A 20588-nucleotide genomic window follows, 5' to 3' on the forward strand; every position below is an offset into this window, starting at 1 on the left:
GGGCACGGAGAGGGACAGATACGTATGAGGACTGAACGACCCCAGGTCAAGCAGGACCGCGCGGTGCGCACCCGCCAGGCCATCCTGGAAGCGGCAGCCGTGGTGTTCGAGGACCGCGGCTACGACGCGGCGAAGCTGACCGACATCGTCCGGTTGGCCAACGTCACGAAGGGCGCCCTCTACTTCCACTTCGATTCGAAGGAAGACCTGGCGCAGGCGGTCATCGACGCGCAGGTGGGCATGGACCCGGCCTTCACTGCCCAGGAGTTCAAGGCGCAGGAGTTCGTAGACATCGGCATGATCTTCTCGCACCGCCTCCAGCACGACGTGCTCATGCGCGGCAGCGCCCGGCTGACCCTGGAGCAGAACGGCAGGGCGCTGGACCGCGCCGCGCCGTACCAGGGCTGGATCGAGCTGCACACGACGCTGCTGGCGGAGGCGAAGGCGCGCGGCGAGCTGCTCTCGCACGTCGATCCGGCCGGTCCGTCGCGGCTGGTCGTGGGCGCCTTCGCGGGGCTCAACGTCATGTCGCAGACCCTGGGGCTCGACCTGGACCAGGAGGTCTCAGCCCTCTACACGAGCGTGATGCCGAGCCTGGTGGTCTCGGCCGTGGCGATCCGGCTCGACACCGCACCGGGCCGTGGCGGGCGTGCGTTGCACGGGCCGAACGGCGCTCACCTCTGCGATTGCGCGGGTGCGCAGCCGTGGACTGCCGAGGCGGTGCCGGTCGTGCCGGCCGCCGGCTGACCGCCGTGCCCGGCTGAGCACAGCTGCGCCACGCTCACCTCTCTCCCTCGTACAGACGCGATCCCCCGCCCCCTGAGGGCGGGGGATCGCGTGCTTTCCCGCGTCGTGGCGCCAAGCCGCTAGCCAGAAACAAAATCCCGGGTATTATTTTATGAGCGAGGTTCGCGCATGCCGAGCCATGCCCTGCCCTGGGAGAAGACTGTGGACATTGACGTGCTCGGAGGACTCGACGTCCTTGAGAACGGCGTGCCCGTCGCGCCCGCCGCACCGCCCGCGCGACAGGTCCTGGCCGTAATGGCGGGGCACGCTGACCAGATGGTGCCGGTCGCCGTGCTCGCCGAGGAGCTGGAGGCGTACGCACCGCCGGAGCACACCCGGGCGGTGCTGCACTCCTGCGTACGTCAGCTGCGCGAGCGGCTGCTTGCCGCGGTCGGTTCGAGCGGGCCGCGCAACGCTGCCACGATCCTCGTCCAGACCCCCGGCGGATACCTGCTCGACACCGGCGGCGGACGCTCCGACCTGCGTGAATTCGCTCGTGAGGCCGGTGCGGGCTACCGCGCCATGGCGCGTGGCGACTACGAGACCGCCGCCCGCAGGCTGCGTGGGGCGCTGCGGCTGTGGAAGGGCCCGGCCTTCGACGGCGTGAATCCGGGGCCACGGCTCGCCGAGCTGATCGCGGACCTCGAAGCCACCCGGAAGTCGGTCGTGGAGCAGTGGGTGGAAGCCGAGCTGGGCCTCGGCCGTCACCGCGAGCTGCGCTCGGGACTCGCCGAGCTGTCGCGCGCGCGGAGCGGTGCCGGGGACAGCGGCTGGGGGCGTGTTGGGCCGGCTGTCCGGTCGGCGGGATCCGCGGCGCCCTTCCCCTCCTCGGGAACCGGGTCGGATTTCCGGCCTTTCGAGTTCGCCGGTACACAAGAAACATACCGAGCGCTCGCCGATGTGCTGCGAGCGGACTTCGGTGCTGGTTCCGGTGCCGGTTCGGATGCGGGTCCGGATGCCGGTTCCGCGGCCGCCACGACCAGTGCTGTGCGGCGCACCCTGCTGCGCGGAACGCCCTTGCCCTCCATGGCCTGACCTGGCCCGGATCTGACGTGGCCTGGACCTGGCCTGGACCTGACCTGGCCCGGCTCTCCCGATCCCGTGCCGCCCCCTGTGGTCCGGCGCCGCGTCGACCAGCCCGGCCCGTCCCTCCGAACCGACCCCCCGGGAGTCCCCCGCCCCGGGGGGTCTTGCCGTGCCGAGGCGGCCGCAGCAGCTCCCGGGACCACGGCCGCCGTGACCCGTAGTCTCCCCATGCCCGCTTGACCGTGGCCGGACCGGAACCTAGGTTCGGATGGCTTGAAGCCGCCGCCACGGGGAATGGCGCCGGCCACGGGGGGATGAGGGGTTATGGCCTGGGACCACGGGACCGGTGCGCTCGCCGTGCTGGAACTCCTCGCCCAGGAGGCGCCGCCGGCCCGCATCGACGAACTGCTGCACGACGCCCTCCGGTCGGGCGTCGGCGAGGCCGAACTGGCCCAGATGGCCAAGGCGGCCGTCCTGGCCCGTAGGGTCCTGGCCAGCGCCGGCCGCAGCCGTGCCCGGGAGGCTGCCCTCTCCGCGCTCGTGGACACTGCACACGACTTGACCTCGCCCTACGACCTCGACAGCCTGCTGCGCGTCATCACCCGGCGAGCGCGCCGGCTGCTCAACTTCGACATGGCGTACGTGAGTCTCCAGCGCCCGGACGGCACCTCCTACGTGCGTACCTCCGAGGGAGACACCACCGCACTGGGCGTCGGGTTCGAACTGGGCACCGGCCAGAGCCTCGGCAGTCTCGCCCAGGAGCGCCGCGCTCCCGTGTGGAGCGCCGACTACCCCCATGACGACACGGTTCCGCACGGTCCGGCCGTCGACGCGCTGGTGCGCGCCGAGGGCCTGCACGCGGTCATCGCGGTCCCGCTGCGCCACGGTGACTCCACCCTGGGCGCGCTGTACTGCGCCGACCGCAAGGTCCGCTACTTCACCCCGGACGAGATCGGGGTGCTGCTCTCCCTCGCCGACCTGGCGGCGCTCGCCATTCAGAAGGCCAGCCTGCTGGAGCGCACCCGCGACGAGGTCACCGAGCTGGAGCACTTCAGCTCCGCCACCAACACGGCCCTGACCCGGGTCCGCTATCTGTGGGAGTGCCACGCGCGCCTCGTCCGGCTGGTACTCGACGGGGCCCGGCTGTCCACGCTCGCGCGGGCGACCGCGGACGCGCTGGACGGCGTACTCCAGGTACGGGATCCGGGCGGGCGCCCGCTGACCGCCGCCGAGGAACTGCCCGGCCTGGACGAGGAGGCCGTCACCCGTGCCGCGCTCCAGGCGCACACCGGGCGGGCCCCCGTCGCGCTTCCGGGCGAGGTGTGGGTGGCGCCGGTGACGGCCGGGGCCGAGGACCTCGGGGTGCTGGTGCTGCGCGCGTCGGCGCCGCTGACGGACGAGGACGTGCGGTTACTGGAACTGGCGGCGCAGGCGATGGCCGCACTGCTGCTGATCCAGCGGGGCACGGCGGCAGCCGAGGGCCCCGTCCACGACGAGCTGCTGCAGGACCTGCTGGACCGGCCGCACCGCGCCGACCTGGACCTGCGGGAACGGACCCGCCGGCTCGGGCTCGACCTCGACGCGCCGCACGTGGTGGTGGTGGCCCGCCCCGAGGGCGGGGAGCTGGGCAAGGCGGTCGCCTGGGCGAGTTCGTACGCGTACCGCCGCAGCGGCCTCAAAGGGGTGCGCCGGGGCTGCATCGTGCTCCTGCTGCCGGGGGACGATGCCTCGCTGGCGGCCCGCCAGGTGTCGACCGAGCTGTCGCCGTTGCTCGGCCACCCCGTCTCCACGGGCGCGGCCGGCCCCACCGAGGGCGCCTCGGGCGTGGCCGCCGTGTACGAGGAGGCCTCGCGCTGCCTGGACGCCCTGACCGCCCTCGACGGAGTCGGCGGCACGGCCTCCCTGCGCGAACTGGGCTTCCTCGGACTGCTGCTCTCGGCCGACCACGACGTGGACGCCTTCATCGCCTCCACGATCGGGCCGGTCCTGGAGTACGACGAAACCCGGCTCACCGAGCTGACGCGCACCCTGGACGCGTACTACGAATCCGGCGGCAGCCCCACGCACGCCGCCGAAGCGCTCCACGTGCACCCGAACACGGTGTCGCGCCGCCTGGAGCGCATCGCGGAACTCCTGGGCGAGGGCTGGCAGAAACCGGCCCAGGCCCTGGAGATCCAGATGGCTCTGCGCCTGCGCAAGGCGCGCGTGGTCCTTCAGGACCGCCGCGCGTCGCCGGACCGGTCTCCCTAGCGGGAGGCGGGAGGCCTTGAGAGGGCGCTCCCCCCCCCGGGGCCCCGCCGCCAAGGGGACGGCCCTGGCGACGGGGAGTTCAACGGGTCAATGTGTTCGACGGGGTTCAACGGGGGTGCAACGGGGGTTCGGCCGTCGGTCCACGGCCGGTGCCCCCACGGGTCCCGCCTGGCTCAGCGGCCTGCCAGGGCCGCGTGGGCGCGGACCGCCGACGCCGCCGGCCGCCGCACGCCGTGTCCCGCCGCCGCGGCCACCGGCACGCCGAGGTGCGGGGCCGCCACGGGACGGGCCACCGGCGCGGGCGCCGCCGCCGGGAGCTGAAGGCCCCCGCCCAGGGCGAGGGCCGCGTGGGCGATCGACGCGAGCGTGACATGCCGGTGCCAACCGGGCAGCGACCGCCCCGAGAAGTCGCGCAGCCCGACCTCCCGCACGCTCTCCCCGGCCGCCATCGCCACCCGCCGCGCCTGCTTCGTCATTCGCACCAGCGCACCGGGCTGTGTCCGCGTCATGTCCGTCACCCACAGCTGGGTCGGGAGCCTGCGCGCGTCCGGCCACTCCCCGAACAGCAGCACCTCCCGCCGCCGCCCCGGTGCGGGGTCGGGCACCATCACCCGCACCGCCGCCACCAGCGAGCTGCGCCGGACGCCCGGTCGGTCCGGGTCGGCCCATTCGACCGGCATGCGCAGGCCGCGTACGTTCTGCAGGATGTCCCGCGCGGAGAGCGTGCCGGCGCCGAATCCCGGCAGTGCGGGATCCGTCACCAGCAGCCGGGCGGCGGAGCTGACGCGTGCCACCACGGGCACCCGGGCCTCGGCGAATCGGTTCAGCGTGGACCGGGTGGCGATGTCGCGGATGTCGAGGACCACCGGCCGTACGGACATCTGTCCGTCGCGTACGGATTCCAGCACTCCGGTGACGGCGCAGGCCTCGTACGACTCCTCCGGGCGTCGCAGGGACTGCTGCTCGGACTCCGGAGCCGTCGGGTCCTGTCTCTGTTCCCGTTCCTTTTCGTGTTCCCGTGCGAGTTCCCGTTCGTGTTCCCTCAGTCCTCCTCGGAGCCGCTCCGCCTGTTCCCGCTCCCCGCCGCAGCCCTCGGACTCGTCGTCCGGCAGGAACAGCCGCCACCCCACCGGCGTGGTCACACCGGCCGAGGTGAACCAGGTCCCGAAGGCCTGCTGCCCCCGGAACATCTGGCCCTGGTGCGGATCGAAGCGGTGGCCGACGCCCACCGAGTGGTCCCCGCCCTTCGGGATGGCCATCGGCTGCGCGACCCACGCGTTGAGCGGGGTGGTCTGCCCCAGGTACTGCGTGAGCGCGCTCCGGATCGGCTGCCAGTCCCAGGTGGAACCGGCGATGAAGTGGTGCAGGGCCTGTTCGGCGGCCGGACCGCCGGGCCCGATCTGCTGGGCGATGTTGCGGATCGACTTGCGGCCCTGGGCGGCGAGCAGTCCCCGTACGTACTGGCGCCCCCGCTCCCGCTGATCCCGGCGCCGCAGTGACGTGAACACCGCCGCGCACAGTTCCTCGACCGCATCATCCACCGCATCACGCCGGAGCCCGGCGGCCGAACCGCGCCCCGGCTGCTGTCGATCCGAGCCGGGTCTGGTGCTGGTGCTGGTGGTCATGGTGGTGCCGGTAGTGCTGTTGGTGTTCACGACATTCCCCCTTCGTCGATGGCACCTCTACCGTCGTTCCGGGTGACCCCTCGCGGGGAGGTGTGCCGGGCACACGCCTGGGGCGCGGGGTGGTGGGGAGCCCACCACCGCCTCGCGTCCGGGGGTCAGAGCAGCAGGGGTGCGACGAGGGCCGGCCCTACGGCGCCGCCGAGCTGGTAGCAGGTAATGAACAGCCGTATTCCGGTTGATGATTGGGGATCGTCCGGTCCGCCGGTGGCGAACCGCGTCAGCAGTACCCGCCCCACCGGAGCCGCCAGGAGCGCGACGGCGCCGGACGCGAGCGGGAGCACCACCCCGGGGGCCGGACCACCACCGGTCAGGGCGGCCCCGGCGAACGGCAGGGTGAACTGCGCGGCGGCCAGCAGGAAGGCGAGCCCGAGCGCGCTGACCAGCGGGAACGTACGGCACCGTACGGCGGGCGCCGGGCCGCGCCCGCCCGGCCGTACCTGGAGCCAGCCCACCAGCAGCATGCCCGCCACCAGCAACACGGCCCCGGCCACGACCGGCGCCTGCGGCACGCACAGCAGGGAGGTGACCAGGACGGCCAGCAGCCCGGCCCCGAAGCCGTCGAAGGCGTCGAAGCCCGCGTGGGGCCGCCGTCGACGCGGTGGCCGGGTGGCGGGTGCTCCGGTGGCGGGCACTCCGGTGGTCCGTGCTCGGGTGGTCCCTGCTCGGGTGGTGTGGGCTCGGGCGGTCCGTGCTCGGGTGGTGGCGGGCGACCACCCCGCCACCACCGGCACGGCCACGAGACCCACGGCGGTCAGCATCAGCACCAGCCGCCACGGAGCCACCGCCACCAGCAGCCACCCGGCCGTCGGCCCCAGCGCCCCGGCGGCGGCGATCCCGGAGACCAGCACGCCCGTCCGGCGGGGCGTCACGGCCAGGGTGATCGCCACGGCGGTCAGCCCGCCGCCGCCGATGCCTTGCAGGGCGCGCCCCGCGACGGTGGGCGCCAGCACGGGCCAGATGGCCAGGAGGACGGTTCCGGCCAGCATCAGCACCGCGCTCACCACCACGGTGACCCGCGCACCGCGGCGGCTGATCAGCCCCGCCAGCAGCGGCGTCCCGACGGCCACGCCCCACGCGAAGCCCGTGCTGAGCCAGGTGGTGGCCCGGACCGGGACCGCGAGCCCGGCGGCGAGGTCCGCCGTGAGCAGCGCCGGGACGGTCATCCCGAGGCCGAGGGGCGCCACGAGCAGCAGGAGCCATCCGACGGGCACCCGCCGGACGCCTGCGGGCGCGGGCGCCGACGATCCCGATCCCGGTCCCGGTCCCGATCCCGGTCTCGGCCCTGGTTCTGGCCCTGGTCCCGGCCTTGGTCCTGGTCCTGGTCCTGGTCCTGGTTCGGGGGCCGCGCCGCCCAGCGCTTCGTACGCCAAGGCCGTCACCGGGCGGCCAGCAAGCCCCGTATGACCCGGGAGAGTTGGTCGGAGAACAGCTCGCCGCCGTCCTCCTCGGCGGCCGGGCCGCGGCCCTCGTCCCGTTCGTCGCCGAGCGACTCGCACGTCGGTCGGGCGCTGCTTTCGGTGTTTCCGACGGTCACATGTGACATGGGAACGAGGCCCTTCTGCTGGGGTCAGGGAGACGGAGTGGTGACACCGAGTCATATTGCGTATACGGAAGGAGCGGTGTCAGTCGCCCCGGCCCCAGTCCGTCAAACCCCTGGAGCCGAGTCCGCGGAGTTGACGCACTCGCGCTCGTCGGGTGTCGCCCGGTCCGTCGCCGCCATACCCCAGACTGGGCGCATGTCCATTCACCAGAACCTGCTCGGGGGCCCCGCCCCCACCCACCTCCCCGACGAGCCGGGCCGTGCGGCCCTCGCCGCCGGTACGCCCGCCGTCGAGGTGGCGGCCGCGCACCCCACCTCCTCACTCGCCTGGGCGCTGCTCGCCGACGAGGCGTTCGCCGCCGGCAGCACGGTCGAGTCGTACGCCTACGCCCGTACCGGCTACCACCGCGGTCTCGACGCGCTGCGCCGCGCCGGCTGGAAGGGCCACGGCCCGGTGCCGTGGGAGCACGAGCCGAACCGTGGCTTCCTGCGCGCCCTGCACGCCCTGGCCCGCGCGGCCGAGGCGATCGGCGAGAAGGAGGAGTACGAGCGCTGCTCGACCTTCCTGCGCGACTCCTCCCCGACGGCGGCGGACACGCTGAACGCCTGATCCGGGCCTCTCGGCGGGGGGTGGCGCTGTGTCCTGCGTCACTCCCCGCTGGAGCTGCACCGGGGCGGCGTCCTATGATGCGGGCAGGGGACCGGGGCTCCACTCACCTCACGGAAGGAGCGGACCGCTACCCGGAAGCACGTGTCGAGGAGACAGCGATGTCGAACACCCTTGATGCCTCCGGAGCCGGTTCGGACACCCCGAACCTCGACTTCGACGGCACGACCCCCTACGAGGACTACGTCCAGGCGGACGTCCTCACCCACCTCCAGCACCTGCGCTCGGACGACCCGGGCGAGATGGTCTTCCTGGTCACCACCCAGGTCATGGAGCTGTGGTTCACGGTCATCGTCCACGAGTGGGAGACGGCGGCCCGCGCGCTGCGCGAGGACCGGATCCCCGTCGCGATGGACGCGCTGAAACGATCCCTCCGTGAACTGGAGGCGCTCAACGCCTCCTGGCGCCCGCTCGCTCAGCTGACCCCGGGCCAGTTCAACGCGTACCGTGCCGCCCTCGGTGAGGGTTCCGGTTTCCAGTCGGCGATGTACCGCCGGATGGAGTTCCTGCTCGGCGAGAAGTCGGCCTCCATGCTGGTCCCGCACCGGGGCGCCCCGCGCGTCCACGCGGAGCTGGAGAAGGCCCTCCACGAGCCCAGCCTCTACGACGAGGTCCTGCGCCTGCTGGCCCGCCGTGACCTTCCGGTCCCGGCCGCCGTCCTGAACCGCGACCTCTCGCAGCGCTACGAGCCTTCGGCCGAGGTCGAGGCCGTCTGGACGCAGCTCTACACGTCCCCGGACCAGCACCCGGACCTCCACCGCCTGGGCGAGGTCCTCACGGATGTCGCCGAGCTCGTCTGGCGCTGGCGCAACGACCACCTGGTGGCCACCCGCCGTGCGATGGGCGCCAAGACCGGCACGGGCGGCTCGGCCGGGGTGACCTGGCTGGAGAAGCGCGCCCAGAAGAACGTCTTCCCGGAACTGTGGACGGCCCGCAGCTATGTCTGACCCGACCAACCCGATACCGGCCGCCCACCCGGCGCCCCCGCCCTCACCGGCGCAGCCGGTCCCGGCAAAATCAGCCTCGCCGGCGATTGAGGCGCGGGGGTCTGGGGGCAGCGCCCCCAGCAGCTCCCGCCCGGCGGATCACGAGGCGTCGGCCGAAGCCCCGGCCGAAGCCCCGGCCGAAGCCCCGGCCGAAGCCCCCGCCGAAGCCCCCGCCGAAGCCCCCGCCGGGACCCCGCCGACCCCGGGCGGAGCCCACCTCGCGGCCCGCGCCGCACGGCTCGACGCCGCCGACGACCTCGGCAAGCTCCGCGAGCGGTTCACCCTCCCCGACGGAGTCGTCTACCTGGACGGCAACTCCCTCGGCGCCCTCCCGGCGGGCGTCCCCGCCACCACCGCCGACGTCGTCACCCGGCAGTGGGGCGAGCTCCTCATCCGGTCCTGGGACGAGAGCGACTGGTGGACCGCCCCCGAGCGGATCGGCGACAAGATCGCCCCCCTCATCGGCGCGGGCCCTGGCCAGGTCGTGGTCGGCGACTCCACCAGCGTCAACCTGTTCAAGGCCCTGGTCGGCGCTGCCCGGCTCGCCGGGCCGGGCCGTACCCGGATGCTGGTCGACGCCGCCACCTTCCCCACCGACGGCTACATCGCCGAGTCGGCGGCCCGCATGACCGGCCTCACCGTCACCCCGGTGGAGCCCGCGCAGGCCGCGCGAGCGATCGACGCGGACACGGCCGTCGTCCTGCTCAACCACGTCGACTACCGCACCGGCCGCCTCCACGACCTCCCCGCCGTCACCGCGGCCGCGCGCGCCGCCGGGGCGATCACCGTCTGGGACCTGTGCCATTCCGCGGGGGCCCTCCCCGTCGGCCTGGACGCGCACGGCGTCGACCTCGCGGTCGGCTGCACGTACAAGTACCTGAACGGCGGCCCCGGCGCCCCCGCGTACCTCTACATCGCCGACCGCCACCAGGCCGCCTTCGATTCCCCCCTCCCCGGCTGGAACAGCCACGCCGAGCCTTTCGCCATGACCCCGGGCTACCGCCCGGCCGACGGTGCGGCGCGCGGCCGGGTCGGTACGCCGGACATCCTGTCCATGCTGGCCCTGGAGGCGGCGCTCGACGCCTGGGACGGGGTATCGGTCGAGGCCGTACGGGCCAAGTCGCTCGCCCTGACCGATTTCTTCCTCGCATGCGTGGCGGCGTACGTCCCGCCGGGCCGGGTCGAGTCGGTCACCCCGGCCGAGCACGGTCACCGCGGCAGCCAGGTCTCCCTGCGTACGGAGAACGCCCGCGAGGTCATGCGGGAGCTCATCTTCCGGGGCGTCATCGGCGACTTCCGCGCCCCCGACGTCCTGCGCTTCGGCTTCACCCCGCTCTACGTCGGTTTCGCCGACGCGGAGCGTGCCGCACGCACACTGGGTCACATTTTCGGGTGACCCGGTAGCGAAACGTCACCTCTCAGAGCGGGCGGGGCTATGGCTCCGCCCGCTCTGCCACATCCCGGACCCCGCACGGAACGTTCCGTTCCAGACTGATACGGTCCCGCTCTGCCGGTACACCGGAACATCTGTCCCTGCTGTCCCACGCGTTACCGAGAGGTTGAGCCGATGACGGACCCCGCCGCAGTGGAACGGGACGCCGCCGAGGCCGCCTCGGCCTTCTCCCATCCGGCCGTGGCACCGGACGCGAGCGCCGCGTACGGGCAACACCCCGACCACGTCATCGACTTCTACGCCCCGCGCGGCCAGACCCGGACCCCGGCCCCGCTGGTGGTGGTCCTGCACGGCGGCGCCTGGCGCGCCCCGTACGACCGGCAGCACGTCACGCCCTTCGCGGATTTCCTGGCCCGGCAGGGTTTCGCCGTCGCCAATGTCGAGTACCGGCGCGGCAGTTCCCTCCCGCACCAGAACGCCGAGGGTCCCGTGGCCGGACGCTGGCCCGAGACGTTCGACGACGTCGCCGCCGCGATGGACGCCCTCCCGGAGCTGGCCGCCGCAGCTCTCCCGCAGGCCGACGTCCGCCGGACCGTCGTCACCGGCCACTCGGCCGGCGGCCAGCTCGCGCTGTGGGCCGCGGCCCGGCACGTGCTTCCGTCCGGGGCCCCGTGGAGGCTGCCTTCCCCGCCGCTGCTGCGCGGCGTGGTGGCGCTGGCCCCCATCGCGGACTTCACGGTGGCGCAGGAGCTGGAGGTGTGCGGCGGCGCGAGCGCGCAGCTACTGGGCGGTGCGGAGCACTGGTCCGAGCGCCTCCCGTACGCGGATCCGGCCGCCCTGCTCCCGACGAGCATCGCCACGGCGGTGGTGCACGGCCGCGAGGACATCGTGGTCCCGGCGGGGGTGTCCGAGGCGTATGTGGCGGCGGCCGCGCAGGCGGGGGAGATGGTCGGTCTGACGCTGCTGGACGGGGTCGGTCATTTCCCGCTCATCGACCCGGCGGCGGACGCCTGCGCGGTGGTGGCGGAGGAGATCTCGCAGCTGGCCTGGTAGAGCCCGGCGGCGCGGTGCAGGAGCAGGGCGTGCACGAAGCGGTCCTCGCCGGTGGGCGGACACCGCCAGGCGAGCGGCCAGCAGCCGTCGAGCTCCGGGACGGGGATGTAGGTGGCCCGGCGGGGCCCCGAGGTGAGCCGCGTGAATCCGGCCGGCCAGACGCGGTACGCGGCGCTGCCGACCGGGATCAGGAAGTACACCGGGCGGCGGCCGTTGCTCTGTGTGAAGATCGGCCCGGGGTCACCGCCTGTGAGCGTCACCAGCAGGTCGGCGAGGTCCCGTCCCGTGTCACCGTCCACACGTAGCGCGTCAAATAGCACTCCGGCCTTGCGGATTCCGACCCCGGAGGCGGGAACCCAGCTGGGCGTACGGGAGTTGACCCCGTCACTTTCAGTGTTCATGCCTCAACCTTGACGGCTCAGGTCTACCGTTTTCTATGGCTCCGACTGGAGGGGCCAAAACGGTAGGAACTCGGCCTGCGCTGGTTGAGCCTGGTTGAGTCCGGTTGAGTGTGGGGGTGCTCTCCATGGCCAAGGCAGCGAACAAGGAGACGGCGGGCGGGGCGACCCGTCTGGTATCCCATCTGGCGCGCGCGTTGCGAGAGAAGGAGAAGCTGACGCAGAAGGAGCTGGGCAAGAGGCTCGGCTACTCGGCCGCCGCGATCAGCGCGCTGGAGACCTGTGCGCAGCCTGCGAGTGACGAGATGCTGGTCGGGCTGGAGACTGAGATCGGGGGCGGGCTCGGCGTCTTCGAGGCGGCGCGGGAACTGGTCCGGCTGGACAAGTACCCCGCACAGTTCCAGGATTTCATTGCGCTGGAGCAGCGGTGCCTAACTCTGTCTGTGTTCGAGACCCATGTGGTCAACGGACTGTTCCAGACGGAGCCCTATGCCCGTGCTTTGATCGCGGGAGGCTTTCCGGTTCTTTCAGAGCAGCGGGTCAATGAGCTGGTGGAGGCGCGGATGGAACGAACGGTGCTCTTCGACCGGGACCCGGTCGCGCTCATCGAGTTCATCCTGGACGAGTCCGTGCTGAGGCGGGGCATCGGCAGCCCGGCGACCATGCATGCCCAGTACCGACACCTTGCCGAACTGGGTAAGCGTCGTAACGTCACGGTGCAGGTGCTGCCCCTCGACTGCGGCTTCGGGGGTGAACACGGCGGCGTGCGCGGAGGCATGACTCTTGTCGAAACTCCTGGTCATGAACGGCTCGTCTACATGGAGGCGCAGGATGAAAGCCTGTTGATCAGCGATCCGGCCAAGGTGAGTATGTACTCACAGCGGTATGCGAAGATCCGCGCACAGGCCCTTGGTCCACGTGAATCGCTGGGCCTCATCGAGCGGTTGGCGGGAGAGCAGCAATGAGCACCACCCTGCGGTGGTTCAAGTCCAGCTACAGCAACCCGAGCGGCGGAGACTGCGTCGAGGTGGCCTACAACTGGCACAAGTCCAGCTACAGCGACGGCGGCGGCGGTAACTGCGTTGAGGTGGCCTACGACTGGCACAAGTCGAGCTACAGCAGCGACGCGGGCGGACAGTGCGTCGAGGTGGCCACCTGCCCGCACGCCATTCACGTCCGGGACTCCAAGAACCCCGGCCCCACCCTCACTCTGGCCGGCCAGGCCTGGGCCGACTTCGCGGGCTGGGCGGCGAGCGCCTAGGACGTCACAGCTCAGGACAGATACGTGCCAACCCTCCCGGGCCGAGGAGAAACCCGCCTGACCAGCCCCGCGAGGCTGTGTACCCTGAGCGGGATTTGAATCCTGAGCGCGTTCAAAAACAAAAATGGGGGCCGGTGCGCAATCGCCGACTCATAGTTTCCGCTGCCGTCATCGCGGCCGGCGTTGGTCTCACACCCGGCATGGCCCAGGCGGCCGATCCGGCCAATCCGGTCGCGCCCGTCGCGCAGGGGGTGGCCGCGCCCGCCGTGGACCTGGCCAAGGCCGGGGCGTCCAACTTCAAGACCTTCACCAGCCCTGCCGACCGTACGGTCCGCAAGGCTCTGCCGACGGCCAAGGACAAGGCCGCCGCATCCCCGCAGGCGCAGGCGCAGGTCGCCGCCGGGAACCCGGACCTGGCGGTCGTCCTCAACGCCAAGGCCACGTCCGCGCACGGCTTCGAGCTGGACACCACGATCAACAGCGCGGATGCCTCGCTCAACGTCACCATCGACTGGGGCGACGGGACCTTCGACCTGGCCGACCCCTACGGCGCCGCCGTGCTGAAGCACACGCACATCTACCCGGAGCTCGGCGACTACACCGTCAGGGTCACCGTGGCCGACGTCCCGAACCAGACCCACGTCAGCAACGAGCTCACGATCACGACCGCCGGCTCGGACTTCACCCCGTACGGGCCCACCCGCCTGCTGGACACCCGTAACGGCACGGGCGCCACGAAGGGCAAGGTCCCCGGATACGGCACGACCCGTCTGAAGGCCGGCGGAAACGGCAAGATCCCCGCCGGGGTCACCGCCGTGGCCCTCAACGTGACCGCCCCCAACGCCACCAGCGGTGGCCACGTGACCGTCTACGGCTCGGGCGGTGAGCGGCCGACCACGTCGAACGTCAACTTCGAGCCCGGTCAAACCGTCCCGAACCTGGTCATCGTGCCGGTCGGCCAGGACGGGTGCGTGAACCTGTACAACGGCGGCTGGGAGCCGGTCGACCTGATCGCCGACGTCACCGGCTACTTCGGCCGGACGGCGTCCAGCGGCTACACCCCGAGGACCCCGGAGCGCATCGTCGACACCCGGGAGGGCAACGGCCCCCAGCGGGGCCAGGTCGCCGGGCAGGGATCCTTCACCGTCCGGGTGACCGCCGGTGGCCCCCGCACGGCCGTCGCGCTCAACATCACCGTCACCAACCCGCGCGAGGCCGGTCACCTGACCGCCTACCCGGGCGACCAGGCGGCGCCGACCACGTCCAACGTGAACTTCACCGCCGGCCAGACCGTCGCCAACTCGGTGATCGTCCCGGTCGCCGCCGACGGTTCGGTCACGATCCGCAACGGCGCCTGGGCCCCGACCGACGTCATCGTCGAGCTCGTCGGCATGTACAGCAAGGACAGCACGGGTTCCTATATGCCGGTGCAGCCGACCCGGAGTTTCGACACCCGTGACCCGCGCTGGCCGCACGGTCCGTCACCGGCCCGCGGATACACGTACTCGGCCTTCTCTCCCGGGGAGTCGGGCATCGCGGGCTACGTGCTGAACACCACGGTCACCAACACGCGCGGCCCCGGCTTCCTGTCGGTCGCCCCGGACCCGAACACGTGGGAGCAGTACAAGAACAAGACGGCGGTCTTCCCGGACCGGCCCGTCTCCTCGACCCTGAACTGGACGGCGGGCAAGACCGTCCCGAACCTGGTCCAGGCGAGCTCCGGCTACAACGGCATCGTCGACTTCTGGAACCAGGGCTGGGAGGGCGTCGACCTGATCGTCGACATCTTCGGCTACTACGAGACCCAGTGATCTGCGGGTACCCCGGAAACCGTCCCCCCTCTCGCATACGTGAGTATGCTTGACCTGTGTCAGGGACTACACGCATCACCGTGACGCTCCCCACCGAGCAGGTGGAGGAGCTCCGGAAGATGACGGACAACATCTCCGGGTACGTTGCCGAGGCGGTCGCGCGCCGAATTCGCAACGAGCTCCTCGGCCAGTACCTCGACCGCTACGAAGAGGAGCACGGCGCCTTCACCGAGGCTGAGCTCGCCGAGGCCGACGCCAGACTCTTCGGCCCTGATGAGGACAAGGAGCAGACGGTCGCCGCATGAAGCGATACGTGACGGCGGTTCTGGACTCCGAGGGCCTGTCCGCTCTCATTACGCAGGACCGTAAGACGTTTTCGCTGTTCCGTCGGCTCCAGTCGGCAGGCACCGAGCTCGTCGTCTGCGCCAACACCATCGTGGAGGTCAGCCACGCACGCGTGAACCAGTCCAAGCTGAACTGGGCCCTGTCGACCGTGAAGGTGGAGCCCGTGACGGAGGAGGCGGCGAAGGCCGCTGCCCGGCTCCTCAAGGCGGTGGGGCTGCACGGGCACAAGTACGCGATCGACGCGACGGTCGCCGAGATGGCGCTGCGCCAGCCCGGCCCGGTGGTCGTGCTGACCTTGGACGTCGAGGACATGACGGCGCTCTGCGGTGATCGGGTCAGGATCATCGGGCTCTGACGGACACGTCGTGCGTCGTGCCGTAACGGCTCCACACATACGCGCAGGGCCCGGCACGGGTGTGCCGGGCCCTGCGTGCGTGTGGAGCGCGGCGGGGTCAGGCGCCGGTGGTGCCGCTGCGGCGGCGGGCGCCGAACCAGGCGGCCGCGCCGCCGAGGGCGATCAGGGCCGCCGCCAGGGCGGAGTACAGGCCGGTCCGGGAGTCGGCGCCGGTGTTCGCCAGGGAGCCGCCGGCCGAGGTGGTGGTGTGGTTGGTGTCGCCCGAGGCCGCCGGGGTCGCGGAGGCGGACGGGGTGGCGGACGCGGTGGCCGACGGGCTCGCGGACGGCGTCGCGGAGGGCGAGGGGGACTTGCCGGGGGTGGGCCCGGTGGTCCCGGGGGCGGGGGTGGCCGGCTTGGCCGGGGAGAGGCTGAAGGCCGTCTCGGCGCCCGCGAACGCGTAGGTGTTGCCCGTCGCCAGACCGACATCGGCGCGCAGAGCGACCCGCGTGAGCTTCTTGACGTCCGTCTTCGGGCCGAGCCGCACCTGGAGCCGCACCACGCGCTCGCCCGAGGCGGAGCCGAAGCCCTTCGCGATGTCCGGCAGGCGGTAGTTGCCGGGGTCGTCGGTCTTCAGGTCCTTCCAGTGGCCGTCGGCCAGGATGCGCATCTGGAGGTCCGGGGCAGCCTCGCGGCTCCGGCCGCCCTCGGGGGACGCGTTCAGGTAGGTGGCGAGGGCGGAGTTGAACGCGCCGTCACCCGTCTGCTGGTACGCGAGCTTCACTTCCCGGCACTGGGTCGCGTCGCCGCCGGCCTCGCACGGGCCGACGGCCTCCATACGGGTGTTCAGCTTGCCGGGCGTCATCGACGGGTCCGTCTTGAAGGTGAGCGAAGGCTGCGCGTCCTGCGCCACCTCGTTCGCGTAGCTGGTGGCCCGCAGCGAGAAGTCGCCGTCGTTGGTCGGGTAGCTCTTGCCGAGGCCGATCGTCACCTTCCACGACATCTTGCCGCCCGCCGGGACCTCGAATCCGGCGTTGGACCGGCCCGCCGGGTGGAACATGCCCTGCCACTCGCCGTCCTGCTGCCCGATGAAGGACTCGGTCGCCGGCGCGTCCACCGCTTCGACCTTGTAGACCACGTCCTCCTGCTGGAGCGGGCTCGCGCCGAGGGCCCGGCCGATCAGCCACGGGTGGAAGGAGGCCACCTGCGCCGAGGGGTTCTTCACCGTCAGCTCGAACGTCTCCGTGTCACCACCGCGGGTCAGCGGCCCGCTCGGCACCGCCGCGCCCATCTCCAGCTTCAGCACGGGCTGCTTGCGCTCGGCCGGAGCGGCGTACGCCGACAGCGGCATGACGACGGTGCCGGCGACGGCGGCGGCGACAACGGTGGCGGCCGCGGTGCGGAGGTGGTGGCGGCCGGGACCGGTGGTGCGAGTGGACATGGTGGACTCCCCCCAAGGAATCAGAAAGGGCGTACTGCGCGGCGGCAGCGGGCCGGGAACACGGAGAAGAAGGCGGAGGAGAAGAGCGGGCGGGTGCCGGCAGAGCGCGGGTCCCGTGGTGGTGCGAAGTGGGCGGTCCCGGCCGGTTGGCCGATCTTCCCGGTAGCTGCGGTGTGCTTATCCTCGCGCCTGGCCGATCTTGGAACAATCGCTTCCGTGTCACCGCTCTGCAACAGCCGCCATCGGCGGCCACCGGCGGCCATCCACCGCTGTGACCTGCACGGACGCCGGATACGCGCGGAGGCCGGATACGCCGAAGGGGCGGGACGCATCGCGCGTCCCGCCCCCTCGGGTGGCGCCAAGTGGTGCCAGGTGGCGCCGGGTGGCCTCAGGGGCCCTGAACCGCCTAGAGGAACGAGTTGATCTGGATCGTCTCGGTGCGGCCGGGGCCGACGCCGATCGCGGAGATCGGGGCGCCCGACATCTCCTCCAGGGCCCTGACGTACGCCTGGGCGTTCGCCGGGAGGTCGTCGAAGGTCTGGGCCTTGGTGATGTCCTCGGACCAGCCGGGGAGGTATTCGTAGATCGGCTTCGCGTGGTGGAAGTCCGTCTGCGAGTACGGGAGCTCCTCGACGCGCTTGCCGTCGATCTCGTACGCGACGCAGACCGGGATCTGCTCCCAGCCGGTCAGCACGTCCAGCTTGGTGAGGAAGAAGTCGGTCAGGCCGTTCACGCGAGTGGCGTAGCGCGCGATCGGCGCGTCGAACCAGCCGCAGCGTCGGTCACGGCCGGTGGTCACACCGCGCTCGCCACCGATGCGGCGCAGGTCCTCGCCGTCCTTGTCGAACAGCTCGGTGGGGAACGGGCCCGCACCCACACGCGTGGTGTAGGCCTTCAGGATGCCGATCACGCGGCTGATCTTCGTCGGGCCGACACCCGTACCGGTGCAGGCGCCGCCCGCGGTCGGGTTCGAGGAGGTGACGAAGGGGTACGTGCCGTGGTCGACGTCGAGCAGGGTGCCCTGGCCGCCCTCGAAGAGCACGACCTTGTCCTCGTCCAGCGCGTTGTTGAGGATCAGGGTGGTGTCGGCGACGTACGGCTTGATCTGCTCCGCGTACTGGAGCATCTCTTCGACGATCTGCGCCGAGTCGATCGCGCGGCGGTTGTACAGCTTCGCGAGGAGCTGGTTCTTCCCCTCCAGGGCCGCTTCGACCTTCTGGGTGAGGATCGACTCGTCGTAGAGGTCCTGGACGCGGATACCGATGCGGTTGATCTTGTCCGCGTACGTCGGGCCGATGCCGCGACCGGTCGTACCGATCTTGCGCTTGCCGAGGAATCGCTCGCCGACCTTGTCGAGAGTGACGTTGTACGGCGTAATGAGGTGCGCGTTGCCGCTGATGAGCAACTTGGAGGTGTCGATTCCGCGGTCGTTCAGGCCGCGCAGCTCAGAGAGCAGGACGGCCGGGTCGACGACGACGCCGTTACCGATGACCGGGGTGCATCCGGGGGAGAGGATGCCGGAAGGGAGAAGGTGCAGTGCGTACTTCTGGTCGCCTACGACGACCGTGTGGCCGGCGTTGTTGCCGCCCTGGTAGCGCACTACGTAGTCAACTGATCCACCGAGCAGGTCGGTGGCCTTTCCCTTGCCCTCGTCACCCCACTGAGCTCCGAGCAGCACAAGAGCGGGCACAGGCGTACACCTCTTCCGGATGGGGCATGTCCAAGGTCAGGGGGCGTACGACGATGTACACCGCAGGCTGAGCCGTCGGACCGGTACCCCGGAATAGACGAAGGCCCTGGCGCAATAGCGCAAGGGCCTCTTGCACAAAGATGCTACCCGAGGAAGGACCGAGGTGTCGGCTCCAGAGCCCACCATGAGCCATGCGGGCGCGCCGGTAGGCGGCCTCCTTGTGCTCGTCGACCCGGTCGCCCGCCGTCTTGACGGCGAGTCCGTGCGGATCGCGAAGGATGTGTTGTCAGCGGGAGCGGCGGCGAAAATCTGCCTCCCGGATTCGCAGGAGGAATTTGCGCGGGCTCTCGCCCGCCGGGGTCATCGACGGCTGGTGATCGTGGGCGACGACCGGGCCCTGGTGCGGACCGTGGGGCTGCTGCACCGGGAGCGGGGGCTGGGCGAGGGCGCCCTGTCGCTGGTGCCGGTGGGGCATGCGGGGTCCCTGGGGCTGGCGCGCTCGCTCGGCGTGCCGCTGTCGGCGGTGTCGGCGGCGCGGGCCGTGCTCGACGGGTCGGTCCGGACGTGTGACCTGCTGGTCGACGACAGCGACGGGGTGGTGCTGGGCGCGCTGCGGATTCCGCCGGTGCGGACGGTTCCGCGGGCGGCCGGGCCGTCCGTGTGGAGCGCGTACCGCTCGCTGGTGCGGACCCTGGTGGGGCCGGTGACCACGGGCGGTGGCGCGGGGCGCCACCGGCTGCGGGTCGAGGCCGACGGGGTGGTGCTGGCGGATGTGGACCGGGCGGTGGAGGACGTCTCGGTGGCGACGCGGGACGACGGAGGCTTGGCGGAGGTCGTGGTCCGGATCGGCGGTGGCGGCGGTGGTGGTGCCGCTGGTGGTGGTGGCGGTGATGGGTCGGCCGTGCGGGTGCGGGCGAAGACGGTGACGGTGTCGGGCGCGGACTTCCGCTACCGGGCCGACGCGGCGATGACCGGGCCGGTCCGGCGGCGTACGTGGACCCTGCTCGCGGGGGCCTGGGCGCTCACGCTGCCGCGGTGACCGGGCGGCCGTGCGGGCCGCCCGCCGAGGTCGCGGTTCGCGGTGCGCTGGGCGACTGGCGGCGCGACGGGCTGCTGCTGTGCCTGCTGCCGGTGTTCTGCTGGCCGGCGGTGGTGGCGAGCCTGCTCACCCGGCCGCTGCTGCTGGTGGTGCTGCTGAGCCCGGTGGTGCTCGGGGTGCGGGAGCTGTACGCCGTCCGGCGCGCGCGCCGCGCCCTGCGGGACCCGGCGGTGCGCTGGACCTCGTACGAGGCGGTGGTGGTCCGCGCCGGGTGGCTTCCGCCGGTGGTGGTGCTGGACGGGGGGCCCGTACTGACCCTGGGCCTGCTGGGCCGGCGAGCGCTGCCCCCGCGGCCGTGGCCGCGTAGGGCCGTTGTTGCCGGGTCTGCCGGGTCTGCCGGGTCTGCCGGGCCTGCCGGACCTGCTGGGTCTGCCGGACCTGCTGGGTCTGCCGCGCCTGCCGGGCGTGCCGCGCCTGTCGGGCGCGGCCTGCCCGGGACGGGTCCTCGCCGCACTGCGTGGCATGCGCTCGCTGCGTGTCGGCTCGTCTTCAGAAGGAGGCTGGGAGGTCGGGCTGTCGAAGCGCACACGTACGGCAGGCCGCGAGCGGCCTTTCCCGGGCGGCCGGACCCGATCGACGAGACGGGCCGCCCCGGGGTGGTGGCCGCGGGTGCGTGTGACAGGATCGAGATCCGCCTGTCAGCCGCCCCGGCGACGGCCGCGATCCTCTGGTCCCCCTCGACCGGCCGCCTGGGCGCGGCCCGCCCCCTACGCCGAGCCCGGCTCGACCGCCGCGCCTCCCGCCGGTGAGCCACACCCCGCTGCCCGGCGGTCTTCGCGGCCTGGCGTGCTCTGGCCCGCGCCGACGGCGCCGGTGTAACGCG

General features: G+C 72.1%; 20 protein-coding genes. 14 read left to right on the forward strand and 6 right to left on the reverse strand.

From position 1 onward, the window contains the following. The first annotated feature begins 24 nt into the window (after positions 1–24). From ABZX75_RS11060 to ABZX75_RS11070, 3 genes are all read left to right on the forward strand, one after another. Complete coding sequence (locus tag ABZX75_RS11060; RefSeq protein ID WP_355409868.1) at positions 25–747, forward strand: ScbR family autoregulator-binding transcription factor; 723 nt, start codon at positions 25–27, stop codon at positions 745–747. A gap of 168 nt (positions 748–915) precedes the next feature. Further along, a complete protein-coding gene (locus ABZX75_RS11065; protein WP_355409869.1) occupies positions 916–1821 on the forward strand; it encodes a BTAD domain-containing putative transcriptional regulator in 906 nt (301 codons plus the stop codon). A gap of 315 nt (positions 1822–2136) precedes the next feature. Then, positions 2137–4062, forward strand: a complete 1926-nt coding sequence (locus ABZX75_RS11070; RefSeq protein ID WP_355409870.1) for a GAF domain-containing protein — start codon at positions 2137–2139, stop codon at positions 4060–4062. A 173-nt stretch (positions 4063–4235) separates the two neighbouring features. On the opposite strand, the gene ABZX75_RS11075 is transcribed toward ABZX75_RS11070, so the two are convergent. The 3 genes from ABZX75_RS11075 to ABZX75_RS11085 all read right to left on the reverse strand — a co-directional run bounded on the left by ABZX75_RS11075 (position 4236) and on the right by ABZX75_RS11085 (position 7281). After that, on the reverse strand, positions 4236–5717 hold the full coding sequence (locus ABZX75_RS11075) for a transposase (RefSeq protein ID WP_355409871.1): 1482 nt from the start codon (positions 5715–5717) through the stop codon (positions 4236–4238). 125 nt (positions 5718–5842) lie between these two features. After that, positions 5843–6958, reverse strand: coding sequence for an MFS transporter (locus ABZX75_RS11080; RefSeq protein ID WP_355409872.1), 1116 nt, complete (start codon positions 6956–6958; stop codon positions 5843–5845). A gap of 164 nt (positions 6959–7122) precedes the next feature. Continuing rightward, positions 7123–7281 (reverse strand): hypothetical protein, encoded by a 159-nt coding sequence (locus ABZX75_RS11085; RefSeq protein WP_355409873.1) that lies wholly within the window; start codon positions 7279–7281, stop codon positions 7123–7125. Positions 7282–7483: 202 nt separating this feature from the next. Here ABZX75_RS11085 and ABZX75_RS11090 point away from each other — a divergent pair, with 202 nt between their 5' ends. From ABZX75_RS11090 to ABZX75_RS11105, 4 genes are all read left to right on the forward strand, one after another. Further along, positions 7484–7897 (forward strand): DUF3151 domain-containing protein, encoded by a 414-nt coding sequence (locus tag ABZX75_RS11090; protein WP_355409874.1) that lies wholly within the window; start codon positions 7484–7486, stop codon positions 7895–7897. Positions 7898–8055: 158 nt separating this feature from the next. Next, on the forward strand, positions 8056–8901 hold the full coding sequence (locus ABZX75_RS11095) for a tryptophan 2,3-dioxygenase family protein (protein WP_355409875.1): 846 nt from the start codon (positions 8056–8058) through the stop codon (positions 8899–8901). Beyond that, on the forward strand, positions 8894–10336 hold the full coding sequence (gene kynU, locus ABZX75_RS11100; RefSeq protein ID WP_355409876.1) for a kynureninase: 1443 nt from the start codon (positions 8894–8896) through the stop codon (positions 10334–10336). Before ABZX75_RS11095 ends, kynU begins: the two co-directional genes overlap by 8 nt. Before the next feature lie 171 nt (positions 10337–10507). Then, positions 10508–11386, forward strand: coding sequence for an alpha/beta hydrolase (locus tag ABZX75_RS11105; protein WP_355409877.1), 879 nt, complete (start codon positions 10508–10510; stop codon positions 11384–11386). Here ABZX75_RS11105 and ABZX75_RS11110 read toward each other — a convergent pair. Beyond that, positions 11311–11787, reverse strand: a complete 477-nt coding sequence (locus ABZX75_RS11110; RefSeq protein WP_355409878.1) for a hypothetical protein — start codon at positions 11785–11787, stop codon at positions 11311–11313. The two genes, ABZX75_RS11105 and ABZX75_RS11110, sit on opposite strands and share 76 nt — an antisense overlap. Before the next feature lie 125 nt (positions 11788–11912). On the opposite strand from ABZX75_RS11110, the gene ABZX75_RS11115 reads away from it, so the two are divergent. The 5 genes from ABZX75_RS11115 to ABZX75_RS11135 all read left to right on the forward strand — a co-directional run bounded on the left by ABZX75_RS11115 (position 11913) and on the right by ABZX75_RS11135 (position 15556). Beyond that, positions 11913–12749 (forward strand): helix-turn-helix transcriptional regulator, encoded by an 837-nt coding sequence (locus ABZX75_RS11115; protein ID WP_355409879.1) that lies wholly within the window; start codon positions 11913–11915, stop codon positions 12747–12749. Then, positions 12746–13045: a DUF397 domain-containing protein gene (locus ABZX75_RS11120; RefSeq protein ID WP_355409880.1), complete on the forward strand. Its 300-nt coding sequence runs from the start codon at positions 12746–12748 to the stop codon at positions 13043–13045. The genes ABZX75_RS11115 and ABZX75_RS11120 overlap by 4 nt, the downstream gene beginning before the upstream one ends. 134 nt (positions 13046–13179) lie before the next feature. Next, complete coding sequence (locus ABZX75_RS11125) at positions 13180–14856, forward strand: hypothetical protein (RefSeq protein ID WP_355409881.1); 1677 nt, start codon at positions 13180–13182, stop codon at positions 14854–14856. Between the two features lie 56 nt (positions 14857–14912). Beyond that, complete coding sequence (locus tag ABZX75_RS11130; protein ID WP_355409882.1) at positions 14913–15161, forward strand: hypothetical protein; 249 nt, start codon at positions 14913–14915, stop codon at positions 15159–15161. Then, on the forward strand, positions 15158–15556 hold the full coding sequence (locus tag ABZX75_RS11135) for a PIN domain-containing protein (protein ID WP_355409883.1): 399 nt from the start codon (positions 15158–15160) through the stop codon (positions 15554–15556). Before ABZX75_RS11130 ends, ABZX75_RS11135 begins: the two co-directional genes overlap by 4 nt. A gap of 97 nt (positions 15557–15653) precedes the next feature. On the opposite strand, the gene ABZX75_RS11140 is transcribed toward ABZX75_RS11135, so the two are convergent. Together ABZX75_RS11140 and ABZX75_RS11145 are read right to left on the reverse strand one after the other, a co-directional pair. Next, positions 15654–16976 (reverse strand): hypothetical protein, encoded by a 1323-nt coding sequence (locus ABZX75_RS11140; protein WP_355409884.1) that lies wholly within the window; start codon positions 16974–16976, stop codon positions 15654–15656. 406 nt (positions 16977–17382) lie between these two features. Beyond that, positions 17383–18666, reverse strand: coding sequence for an adenylosuccinate synthase (locus tag ABZX75_RS11145; RefSeq protein ID WP_355409885.1), 1284 nt, complete (start codon positions 18664–18666; stop codon positions 17383–17385). Positions 18667–18850: 184 nt separating this feature from the next. Here ABZX75_RS11145 and ABZX75_RS11150 point away from each other — a divergent pair, with 184 nt between their 5' ends. Both ABZX75_RS11150 and ABZX75_RS11155 read left to right on the forward strand, forming a co-directional pair. Next, positions 18851–19705, forward strand: coding sequence for a diacylglycerol kinase (locus ABZX75_RS11150; protein WP_355410122.1), 855 nt, complete (start codon positions 18851–18853; stop codon positions 19703–19705). Beyond that, positions 19702–20514: a hypothetical protein gene (locus ABZX75_RS11155; RefSeq protein ID WP_355409886.1), complete on the forward strand. Its 813-nt coding sequence runs from the start codon at positions 19702–19704 to the stop codon at positions 20512–20514. The genes ABZX75_RS11150 and ABZX75_RS11155 overlap by 4 nt, the downstream gene beginning before the upstream one ends. The last annotated feature ends 74 nt before the right edge of the window (positions 20515–20588 follow it).

Origin of the sequence: Streptomyces sp. NPDC003038 (genome assembly GCF_040611115.1) — a bacterium.
In the GTDB taxonomy this organism is placed as follows: domain Bacteria; phylum Actinomycetota; class Actinomycetes; order Streptomycetales; family Streptomycetaceae; genus Streptomyces.